The 10,960-nt window shown below is 60.7% G+C and carries 7 protein-coding genes; 2 read left to right on the top strand and 5 right to left on the bottom strand.

What is annotated here, in order from left to right:
* Positions 1-180: 180 nt before the first annotated feature.
* Positions 181-1,545: a hypothetical protein gene (locus HMPREF2712_RS05955; protein ID WP_070634759.1), complete on the bottom strand. Its 1,365-nt coding sequence runs from the start codon at positions 1,543-1,545 to the stop codon at positions 181-183.
* A 587-nt stretch (positions 1,546-2,132) separates the two neighbouring features.
* Here HMPREF2712_RS05955 and HMPREF2712_RS05950 point away from each other — a divergent pair.
* Positions 2,133-3,572 (top strand): histidine kinase, encoded by a 1,440-nt coding sequence (locus HMPREF2712_RS05950; protein WP_210401010.1) that lies wholly within the window; start codon positions 2,133-2,135, stop codon positions 3,570-3,572.
* Positions 3,573-3,613: 41 nt separating this feature from the next.
* Positions 3,614-4,501, top strand: a complete 888-nt coding sequence (locus tag HMPREF2712_RS05945) for a response regulator (protein WP_070819506.1) — start codon at positions 3,614-3,616, stop codon at positions 4,499-4,501.
* Positions 4,502-4,656: 155 nt separating this feature from the next.
* Here the strand turns inward: HMPREF2712_RS05945 and HMPREF2712_RS05940 are convergent, their stop codons facing one another.
* From HMPREF2712_RS05940 to metG, 4 genes are all read right to left on the bottom strand, one after another.
* A complete protein-coding gene (locus tag HMPREF2712_RS05940) occupies positions 4,657-4,974 on the bottom strand; it encodes a nucleotidyltransferase family protein (RefSeq protein WP_070819505.1) in 318 nt (105 codons plus the stop codon).
* 201 nt (positions 4,975-5,175) lie between these two features.
* Positions 5,176-7,929, bottom strand: coding sequence for an ABC transporter permease (locus HMPREF2712_RS05935; protein WP_070819504.1), 2,754 nt, complete (start codon positions 7,927-7,929; stop codon positions 5,176-5,178).
* Positions 7,930-7,932: 3 nt separating this feature from the next.
* Positions 7,933-8,700, bottom strand: a complete 768-nt coding sequence (locus tag HMPREF2712_RS05930; RefSeq protein WP_005507396.1) for an ABC transporter ATP-binding protein — start codon at positions 8,698-8,700, stop codon at positions 7,933-7,935.
* 351 nt (positions 8,701-9,051) lie between these two features.
* Complete coding sequence (gene metG / locus HMPREF2712_RS05925; protein ID WP_049349808.1) at positions 9,052-10,596, bottom strand: methionine--tRNA ligase; 1,545 nt, start codon at positions 10,594-10,596, stop codon at positions 9,052-9,054.
* Positions 10,597-10,960: the final 364 nt, after the last annotated feature.

The following is a 10,960-nucleotide window of genomic DNA, read 5'->3' as shown; positions in this document are numbered from 1 at the left end:
CCCCCCCCCAGTCTCTGCCCGGCAGTGCCTTGACCCAGACCCGCCTCCTGAAGTCTGGGGTTCTGGATTCTGTGGTGTTCAGCCTCTACCGGTTAAAACAATATTCCCCGGCTGAATTATCAGCCGGGGAATATCGTTACGAGTTCTCACTCAGAGTGAGAGCCCTAAAGGTCTATGCAATTACGCGGTGCGCTTGCAGAGGGTGACCTTGACGTAGCCGTTGCCACGTTCGCTACGAGCGGTCGGAGCGTTACCTGCGGAGGTAATGGTACCGCCGGAAACACCGGGAGCAACGTAGGAACCACCTGCGCCGCCGCCGCCGCCGAGCTGGCCGAAGGAGACGTTCTGGCGGATACCGTTGGGGTTGTTGTTCCACTTCTGGGTCAGAACGATTGCGGAGGAGGAGCTGGAAGCACCGGAGCCACCGCCACCGTAGCCTGCGCCACCACCTGCGGAGATGACGGACTCGTAGCCGTTGAAGTTGAAGCCGATGGAGGAGTACTCGAGAGCGTAACCGGTACCGTTGTGGGTACCCTCTTCCTTCTTGGTGCGATCGTTGTTGTCGATCAGGTAGGAGTAGGATGCTACACCGTCACCACCGGCACCGGTGAAGCCGGAGCCACCATTGTTACCGGACTTGGAGGACTGGTAAATCTCCTGGTTGTTGGCGGAGGAGAAGCCCAGAACACCGTTCGGGGACTTGCCGGTGTGCAGAGCGGTCTTAGCACCACCGTTACCACCGATACCGTTTGCGCCACCTTCACCGGCCTCAACGGTTTCGCGGATAGAGTTGTCAGCGTCGTAGATACCGAAGCCTTCAAGACCTGCAGAACCCGATGCACCGTCAGCGGAACCACCGGTGGAACCGAAGATGATGTTGCCGTTGCGCTTTGCGCCGGAGGGCCACTGCCAAGAAGCGGTCACTGCGCCAGCTTCCATGTACTGGGGGTTGTTGTTAGCGCCACCGTTGTTGATGAAGCCAGCGCCACCGCCGCCACCTGCAACTGCAACGGGGGTACCGTTGATGACCAGAGCGGAGGAGCCACCACCGGATGCGGAGTAGGTAATACGCTTCAGGGGGGAGTTAGCGGGCCAAATAGTGTTGACCTGCTGCATGATGCTGGAGGGGATGGGGTTGGGCAGGTTGGAGGAACCACCGTTACCGTAGCCCTCACCACCCTCAGCTGCAGTCAGGGGGCCGTTACCGATACCACCGGCTGCGCCGATGAGCTGAACGGTCTGGCCGGGCTTGACCTCGATGATACCGGTGATCTTTGCACCGGAACCTGCTGCCATATCGTCGTAGTTGGTACCACCAGCGCCACCGACGACCTCGAACTTGATCTTGTCGACCAGTGCGGGAACGACGAAGGATGCGGTGCCCTTAGCACCGGATGCGGCGCCGTTTGCGGAGTAAGCTACGGTCTCTTCCCACTCACAAACAGTGGAGGAAGCGAAAGCGGGAACTGCAGCAGATGCTGCGACAACCGGAGCAGCCCATGCTGCGCCAGCGACAACCTTGCGGCGAGAAATGTTAGTAGACATGTATGTCCTTCGAGAGTGATGTCATTTTGAGGAATAAAAGTTATCACCCGCCGTCGTGCGCGGCGAAGAACGTCACCTGATGAGATTCGAGTGAGTGAAGTAGGCTTGCGCCTAACCTCTGGTGATAACGACATAATGCTGTACTCCGCTCCCCTACATAGGGAGACGCGCTTCAGAACGCTTGGTGTTCGTTCTGTAAGGCCTTAGACCTCGGGCGCAGATTTCGGGTACGGCTAAAACTATACCCATCAAGAACCTATCCCGCAATGGTTCCAAAAATGGTTTGATGAGGGGGTTTCCCTTAAACTCTCCGCCTTAGTTGAAGGTTTTTCAACCAAAATAGGTTACTTAAGGGAGTTACTGGTCTCTTAAACCCGAATTCGAACCCCATACAACCCCAAACCCTCAAGCTTTAGTTGAATAAATAATCTACAAAAAAGTAATCAAGGTCACTAAAAATAGATGTTTTTAGCGTGTCACACACACGCAAGCACACACCCACACACACAAACCCACAGAATATTCCTGCATGTGAGAGCACAAAAGAGGCCCCCAACCCCTCACAAACACCCAGATACACTGGAAACATGCCCCTCAAGCACACCGAACCCCAGCAGAACCCACAGCACAGCACAGAGACAGCCGAATCAGGCCACGCCGTAACGCATACCCGCGGCAGCTCAGAAAACAGCGATCTGCCCGCCGACGCAATCAGCGCCTCCAGCCGCGTGCAAAACTACCTCAGAGACAAACGCGGCTGGATGAACATCATCGTCGTTGCGCACATGCAGTTCTTCTGCTGCGTACTCTCCGCAGCCTTCGTCAACAGCTACGGCTGGATCCCGGTCATCTCCGCGCTCAGCAGCACCACCGCGCTCTACTTCCGCTATCGGTTCCCCTACGCAAGTATCTACGTGGTCATCGCGGCGCTCTGCCTCACCCTCGTGGAGCCCTTCCCCGACTCCCTCGCCATCACCTGCTACCCGCCCGTCAGCCTCGCCGCCTACCATATCGGCAGGCACTGGACCCGCCGCGCCCGCTTCCGCGGCCTCATTCTCGGCTGGGTCGGCGCACTCGCCGTCACCGTGCAGGCCTCGCTCTCATTCCTCTACCACTGGGACGACATGCCCGCCCGCATCTTCATCTCCCTGATGCTCGGCGTGCTCTGCGGATCCATCTTCACCGTCTTCTGGTTCCTCGGCGACTCCCGCCGCATGCGCGAACTGCGCAGCGAGGAATTCAAAGAACGCGCCCGCCGCCTCGAATACGAGCAGGAACAGGAACGCCGCCTCGCAGCGCAGGACGAACGCACCCGCATCGCCCGCGAAATGCACGATATTGTGGCGCACTCGCTCTCCAGCATTATTTCCCAGGCGGACGGGGCACGCTACGCAGCCGCGAGCACCCGCACCGCACGCGCCCAGCAAACACAACAGGCACAGCAGGCAGAGCAGCAGACTGAACAGGCAGAGCAGCCGGGTCAGGCTCAGCAGAGCGAACCGGATATTGCCGAGCAGACCCTCGAACTCATCGCAGACACGGCACGCGACTCCCTCACCCAGATGCGTTCCCTACTCGGGCTACTGCGCACAGACGAGGCAACCGCCTACGCACCCGTGCCCACCCTCAACGATGTGCCCGCCCTAGTGGAGCAGAGCCGCCGCGCCGGGCTACCCGTCACCTTCACCGGAATCACCGGCACCATGGCACGCACCCTACCGCAGGGTGCCGAACTGGCGGCGTACCGCACCGTGCAGGAGGCGCTCACCAACGCGCTCAAGCACTCCCCCGGCGCCGCAACCACCGTCGCCATTCACTGGGGTAAGGACGGCCTGCAGTTGTGGGTTCAGAACGGCCCGGTTTCCTCTGCCGCGGCTCAGCACATTGCCCGCCCGGTACCCGGTAGCGGTAACGGTCTGCGCGGCATGAGCGAGCGCATCGCCCTCTACCACGGCACCCTCACATACGGTCTGCAGCCTGATGGCGGCTGGCTCGTTGAGGCGGCGCTGCCCTACCGCGACCTCTAATAGCGGTGCCCTCTACTACCTCGTGATCTAGGATTGAAACTATGTACTCTTCTGCACCACAGACTTCTGCACCACAGACCACCCAGCCGATTCGCGTGATGCTCGTTGACGACCAGCGCCTAGTGCGCGGCGGCTTGAGCATGCTCGTCAACTCCCAGCCGGACCTGCAGGTCGTCATGGAGGCCGATGACGGCCTGGCGGCTATTGACGTTTTTGACCGCATGGTCTCTGAGGGGCAGGCGCCGCAGATCATCCTCATGGATGTGCGCATGCCGCACTGCGACGGCCTGGAGGCGGCGCGCCGCATCCTGGAGCGTGACGGCGAGCGTGAAGTTTCCGAGGATGAGCGGGTGCGCATTATTATGCTCACGACCTTCGATATTGATGAGTACGTGTATTCAGCGGTGCGTGCGGGTGCGAGCGGTTTCTTGTTGAAGGACACTCCGCCGGAGCAGTTGCTGGAGGCGATTCGTACGGTGCACCGCGGCGATGCGGTGATTGCGCCGTCTGCGACTCGCCGCCTGTTGGAACAGATGATTCCGGTGCTGGACTCCCCCGCTCCTGTTGTTCCTACCGCTCCTGCCACTCCTGCCGCCGGGTCTGTTCCAGTTACTCCCCCGGCTGTAGCATCTGAGCTTCCTAAAGCAACCTTCATTCCGGCTGAGCCTGCAAGCCCGGCTAATTCTTCTTATCAGAGCGAGCCTGTGCAGGATTATCCGCATCGTGAGTTGATTGAGCAGTTGTCGCCGCGTGAGTTTGAGGTGCTGGGTTTGATTGCGCGCGGCTTGTCGAATGCGGAGATTACGCGGGAGTTGGTGCTTTCGGAGGCAACGGTGAAGACTCATGTGTCGCATGTGTTGGCGAAGTTGGGTGCGCGTGATCGTGTGCAGGCGGTCATTATGGCGTATGAGGCGGGCATCGCCCACTAGCCCTCCCCTATATAAGGGCACAACAGCATAGAGGACGCAGTAAAGCCCCGGCGGGCGCCTCCTCTCGAGGCACCATCCGGGGCTTTGTTAGTTAAGTAGTTACTTCTATCTCGTCGATGATTCGTTCAAAGTCGCTCATCAGCTCAGGCAACTTCTTATAGCTGTAGCTCCACCATGTCCGGTTCTGCTTCCGCATAGATGCGGGGGCGCAACCGGGTGACCATATCAACGCTACGACCGGTCAACTGTTCAATGCGGTGCTGAGCATCGACCATCTGCATGAACTCGTCAAAAGGGGCTACACCCGGCATCTGCACCAAAAAATCCAGGTCGCTGGTTTCGGTCAGCTCACCGCGGGCGGCACTGCCGAAGAGTCGGGCACGGCGCACACCAGCGTCACGGAGGATCTGAAGAACCTCCGCTTCATGGGGTAGCGTGTACCCGCGACGCAGATTGGGGTGGCTAGTGCTCATACACCCATCATACGCGCAAAGCCAGGCTGCAGGTCAGCTCCAAGAATCTGAGAGTACAAGCACAACAGAATAGTGAGCACTGCAGACTAGAGGACACAGTGAAGCCCCGGCGGGCGCCTCCTAATCGAGGCGCCCTCCGGGGCTTTCTCACGCCGAGTATCCGGGTTCGCCAGGTACTGTGACTATGCCAGATACAGCGGGTTAGCCGCGCATACCCTCAACCGGGGACATGCGAGCCGAACGAGCCGCCGGCAGAGCCGAAGCGAGCATCGCGGCGAGCACACCCACAATGAGGATGACCACGTACCAGACGTACGGCAGGTCAAGCACGAGCGGGGCGGAAGCACTCATGGAAGACATAATAATCTGCGCCGAGAGGCTACCAATCACACCACCGGAAACCATACCGAGCACCACTGCGGCGAGCGTAATCAGAATCGCTTCAATGGAAATCATGCGGCGCAGCTGCTTGCGGGACAGACCCAGCGAGCGGAGCATCGCGTTCTCGCGGCGGCGTTCGTTGACCGACAGGGTCATCGTGTTCGCCACACCAATAATCGAGATGACCACTGCGAGCATGAGCATCACCAGAGTGAAGGTCAGCATAACGGTCAGCAGCTGGTCGTAGGTCTGACGTTCCTGCAGACCACCGGTGAAGGAGCTGTCCGGGCTGGCTCGGTTCAGGTCAGCCTGCAGGGTCGCGTTCTCGCTACTGGTCAGCGGGGATGCGGCGCGCACCAGAACGACGGTGTCGTTACCGGTTGCCTGGCTGGTGACAGTCAGGTGAGCTGCCTTCGTCTGAGCTTCCTTGTCACCGCTGGCGATTGCTTCTTCCAGACGCTTCTGAGCTTCCTCAGCGGCAGGGTTGGCAACCTTCTGCGGGTTCTTGGCGTCCTGCAGCTTGGCGGCGGTGGCAGGGTTGACAATCAGCAGGTGCTGCTTGGTTGCGGACTTGACGGGCTTGAGTTCCACTTCGCCGAGCGGGCCGTGTGCCTTCAGACGGCTGGACTCATTCAGCCCAGCGGACTTCCAGAGGCCCTGCGGTACGAGCACGGTGTCATCGGCAAGGTTCGAGTTTTCGCCCGGCAGGATTGCCTTCAAATCGGAGGAGCTCAAGGCCACCAGGTCGGAATTCTGGTTGGCGGTCTGTCCCTCGTATTCGACGGTGTAGTCAACCACACCGGCTGCGTAACCGACGGCGGATGTCTGAACGTTCTTAATACCCTTGACCTTGGAAGCGATTTCCTCCGCCTTGGTCACGGTGGAGGCAGCCTCGGACTGGTCGTACGAGCTGTACTTTGCCTGCGCAGAAATCGGGTACTGCTGATCCAGGGCCTTGGTCAGCGAGGCGCTCAGCACCGAGTAACCGGTGAGCACAGTCGACACGACCAGGGTACCCACCAGCACGGCGCGGCCGGTGGAGACGGTGCGCTTGGGCGAACGCAGTGCGTTGGCGAGCGCCAGCTTGCCGGTCTGGGTGCGGGTGACCTTACCGAGGGCACGTACCAGCGGGGGCAGTACCAGCGGGGTGAGGAGGAAGACCGCAATACCGAGCAGCAGCGCGGCCCCCATCATGAAGAGGATGGCCTTATTGCCGGCACCCTCACCGGAACCCTGGTTCTGAGCCAGCATAGCCAGGCCGATACCTGCGGCACCGAAGACCAGACCCAGGATCGGGCCGACCTTGCCGGGCTTGCGCACCTCAAGGTTGGTGTGCTCGCTCATCGCGCTGATGGGCGAGATGCGCAGGGCGCTTCGTGCCGGGGAGAGCGACGCCAGAACCGTCACGATGGTGCAGATCAGGGTACTGATAATCACCGGGGTGATTGAGTACGAAATCATGATGGTGGTGAGGTTTGCACCAACCAGCGCGCCAACCGGGTAGGTCAGTAGCGCACCGATGAGGGAGAACACCACGCCCACGGTAATGGATTCGATGAGTAGCATCCGTACGAGGGAGCCGCCACGGGCACCGAGGGTACGCAGCAGAGCCAGTTCACGGATGCGCTGGCCGACCAGCACCGCGAAGGTGTTGGAGATGACGAAGGAGGAAACCAGCAGAGCCAGTGCCGCGAAGGCGCCCAGAACCACACTAATGGAGGTGAAGACCGTGGAGATGGTCTTCTGGTAGTCCTCCAGCAGCTTCTGACCGGTCATGACGCGCGGGTCGTTCTTTGTGTCGCCGCTGCTGAGGGACTCCTGCAGGCTCTTGAGCTTGGCGTCGGTTACGCCGTCCTTGAACTTGAGGTAGATGAGGTTCGCGCCAGCCATGCTTCGGTAGCCTGCCGCGGAACTCTTGTTTTCTGCCTCAGCTGCCTTCAGGGCGGCTTCGCCGAGGCTGGTGCCACCAATGAAGACAGCCTGATTGGTGGTGGAGCCTTCAAAACCGGGGTCGAACAGACCGACGACGGTGTATTCGGCGGTCTTGTCGGTACCGGGGGCGCTGACGGATTCTACAACGTCGGTGCTGGTGACCTTGCCGTTCAGCGAGAGGTTGTGCTTCTTCGCGAAGTAGGTAGAGACCATGATTTCGTGGTCGCTACCGGGGATTTTGCCCTGCACCTTGTACGGGAAGAGGCTCGAGTCGGCGGGCAGCTGGTTGTACTGCACGAGGGTTTTCTGATCGCCGGTACCGAGCGCGCCCGAAACGGCATACTGAACCCAGTAGCCGGAGAGCAGGTCGCTCTTTTCTACTTTCTGAATCTGGTCACGGGTCAGGTAGATAGAGGTGCTGTCTTTACCGTCGCTGGTTGTAGCGGCGGAGGCGACAACCGCCTCGGCGCGGGAGAGCACGTCACCTACGGAGGAGTTGACGGTCGCCTGCAGCGAGTTGGTGAGCATCATAATGGCGGCGATGAAGAAGGATGAGATCGCGATGCCTATGCCCGTGAGAATGTATTTTCCTTTGGAGGCGCGCAGATTGGAGCGCGCCACCGTGTTCAGTGTGGTTGCCACGGCTTATCGACCTTCCAGCTGTGCCATTGCGCCGAGGACGGCGTCGTAGGTGGGTTCGATCATTTCGCCGGCGACCATGCCGTCCTTGATGAAGACCACGCGGTCTGCGTAGGAGGCGGCGTTTGCGTCGTGGGTGACCATGAGGATGGTCTGTGCGTGGTCGGTTGCGGCGGCACGCAGCAGACGCAGCACCTCGGCGCCGGAGTTGGAGTCGAGGTTACCGGTCGGTTCGTCGGCGAAGACCACTTCGGGGCGTGCGAGCAGGGCGCGCACGATGGCGACGCGCTGCTGCTGACCGCCGGAGAGCTGTTCGGGGCGGTGGTCGAGGCGGGTTTCCAGGCCGAGGGTCTTGACCAGGTAGTCGCGCCACTGCGGGTCGGGCTTCTTACCGGCGAGACCCAGGGGCAGGTCAATATTCTGGCCCGCAGTGAGGGTGGGCACCAAGTTGAACGCCTGGAAGATGAAGCCGATGTGTTCGCGGCGGAATTCGGTGAGGGCGTTGTCCTTCAGTCCGAAGAGCTCGGTACCGCCAATACGGATGGAGGTTGCCGGGTTCGGGTCGGGGGTGTCCAGGGTTGCGATGGTCTGCATCAGCGTGGACTTGCCGGAGCCGGAGGGGCCCATAATCGCGGTGAACTTGCCCTGCTCAAAGTCGACGGAGACGTTGTTGAGGGCGTGGACGGTTGCTTCACCCATGCCGTAGGTTTTGGAAAGGTTTCGTGCGGAGACGGCGACCTGTGCCGTCTGTGCGTGAGGAGTTGTCGTAGTCATAGTTCAATTATTTCACGCAGCATGGCGCTGACTACAGGGTTTTTCTCATCCTCCAGGTTGATTTTGGCGGGTGTTCACCGGGTCTTGACCTGCGGATGCGCAGGTTCCCCGCTCATTCCACGGGCTGAGGTGAGCCTGAGGCGGGCTGGGCAGGGTACCGGCATCATCCTTAAGGATGAGTGGCGGCTCAACCGGCGTTCTCACCCTGCACCCCTACCCCGTACCTCTGCCTCCCATCTCTGCCCGCGCCTACACATATATATGTATGCGAAAAGCCCCCGGCTCCTCCCCCCATTCGGGGTCAGGAAGCCGAGGGCTTTCATACGCTATTCGCTATTGCAGAAGCAGCTGTTATGCCTTGGGTGCTTCGTAGCGGGGGAACACCGGTGCGGGTGCGGGCAGTTCGGTGCCGGGCACGAGTGCGGTGCCGAGGGCTGCGAACTGGCGTGCGTCGCCTTCGGGTACACCGAGCAGGGTCAGCAGCTTGGCGGTCGAGTCGGGCATGACGGGCTGCAGCAGCAGGGCGACCTGGCGTACGACCTCAAGGGTTACGTACAGCACGGTGTTCATGCGGTCGAGTTCGCCGTTCTTGCGCAGGGTCCAGGGTTCCTGCTCTGCGAAGTAGGCGTTGGTGTCTGCGAGGACGGTCCAGATGCGTTCCAAAGCGCGGTGGAATGCCTGCTCGTCGAAGTCTGCACGGACGGGCTCGTAGAGGGCTGCCGCCTGGTCGAGGATCTGGCGGTCGGCTTCGGTGAATTCGCCGTGGGTGGGGACGGCACCGCCGCAGTTCTTGGCGACCATGGACAGGGAACGCTGGGCGAGGTTGCCGAGGTTGTTTGCCAGGTCGGAGTTGATGCGGTTGATGATGGACTCTTCGGAGTAGGAGCCGTCCTGACCGAAGGACACTTCACGCATGAGGAAGAATCGTACGGCGTCCAGGCCGAACGCGTTGACAAGGTTTGCGGGGTCGACGACGTTACCGACGGACTTGGACATCTTCTCGCCGTTGACGAGCAGGAAGCCGTGGCCGAAGACGCGCTTGGGCAGTTCGACTCCGGCGGACCACAGGAATGCGGGCCAGTAGATGGAGTGGAATCGGGTGATGTCCTTACCGATGAGGTGCAGGTCGGCGGGCCAGTACTTGGTGAACAGCTCGTTGTCGGTGTCGGGGTAGCCGAGGCCGGTCAGGTAGTTGGTGAGGGCGTCGACCCACACGTACATGACGTGCTTGTCGTTGCCGGGTACGGGTACGCCCCAGTCGAAGGTGGTGCGGGAGATGGACAGGTCGTTGAGGCCGCCCTTGACGAAGGAGATGAGTTCGTTGCGGCGGGATTCGGGGTAGACGTAGCCTTCGTTGGCGTAGAGTTCGAGGAGCTTGTCGCCGTACTTGGAGAGGCGGAAGAAGTAGGATTCTTCTTCGGTCCATTCGACTTCGGTGCCGGTGGTGATGGCGTAGCGCTGGCCGTCGCGGACTTCGGTTTCGTCTTCTGCGTAGTAGGCTTCGTCGCGTACGGAGTACCAGCCGGCGTACTTGTCGAGGTAGATGTCGCCGTTTTCTTCCATGCGCTTCCAGATGGCCTGGGATGCGACATAGTGGTCGGGGTCGGTGGTGCGGATGAAGCGGTCGTAGCTGATGTTCAGCGCGTCGTTCATTGCTTTGAAGCGTGCGGAGTTCTCGTCGGCGAGTTCCTTAGCGGTCTTACCGAGCTTCTCGGCGGTGGTCTGCATCTTCTGGCCGTGCTCGTCGGTGCCGGTCATGAAGCGCACGTCGAAGCCGTCGAGGCGCTTGAAGCGGGCTAGCACGTCGGCTGCGATGGTTTCGTAGGCGTGGCCGATGTGCGGGTTGCCATTGGGGTAGGAGATGGCGGTGGTGATGTAGAACGGAGTTGCAGTCATAACTTTCAGTTTACCGCAGGATTAGGCGAGGCTCTCACCGGGGTTACACTCTGATACGCGGCAAGCACCCAACCACCACGTAACACGCTAAACCGCGACAGCCCTCCCCCACCCAGTTCGCTAGGCACGGGGCGCACACCCAAACCACGCACCACCCGCGGCGGGATTAGCTCGAGGTTCGGCACCCTCCTCGTTCCTACAGGGGCACCCGCCCTCGCTTCGCTTCGGGCACCCTGATGTCACTACGGAGGCCGCCGAAACCTCCACGCACCCGCCAGGTTGCATACAGACGCACACACCGGGAACCCCTGGGGTGCAGCTACGTTTTCCGGAAGCGCCCTCAGGGTGTCACACGGACGCTCTC

The organism is Rothia sp. HMSC064F07, assembly GCF_001837265.1.
Classification (GTDB): domain Bacteria; phylum Actinomycetota; class Actinomycetes; order Actinomycetales; family Micrococcaceae; genus Rothia; species Rothia mucilaginosa.
This window is presented reverse-complemented; position numbering and strand designations above follow the sequence as displayed.

What these genes read in the sequence shown, in the direction of transcription:
- HMPREF2712_RS05930 (WP_005507396.1), bottom strand. Translation starts at nt 8,700, where the DNA reads ATGACTACGACAACTCCTCACGCACAGACGGCACAGGTCGCCGTCTCC.
- HMPREF2712_RS05950 (WP_210401010.1), top strand. Translation starts at nt 2,133, where the DNA reads ATGCCCCTCAAGCACACCGAACCCCAGCAGAACCCACAGCACAGCACA.
- metG (WP_049349808.1), bottom strand. Translation starts at nt 10,596, where the DNA reads ATGACTGCAACTCCGTTCTACATCACCACCGCCATCTCCTACCCCAAT.
- HMPREF2712_RS05945 (WP_070819506.1), top strand. Translation starts at nt 3,614, where the DNA reads ATGTACTCTTCTGCACCACAGACTTCTGCACCACAGACCACCCAGCCG.
- HMPREF2712_RS05940 (WP_070819505.1), bottom strand. Translation starts at nt 4,974, where the DNA reads ATGAGCACTAGCCACCCCAATCTGCGTCGCGGGTACACGCTACCCCAT.
- HMPREF2712_RS05955 (WP_070634759.1), bottom strand. Translation starts at nt 1,545, where the DNA reads ATGTCTACTAACATTTCTCGCCGCAAGGTTGTCGCTGGCGCAGCATGG.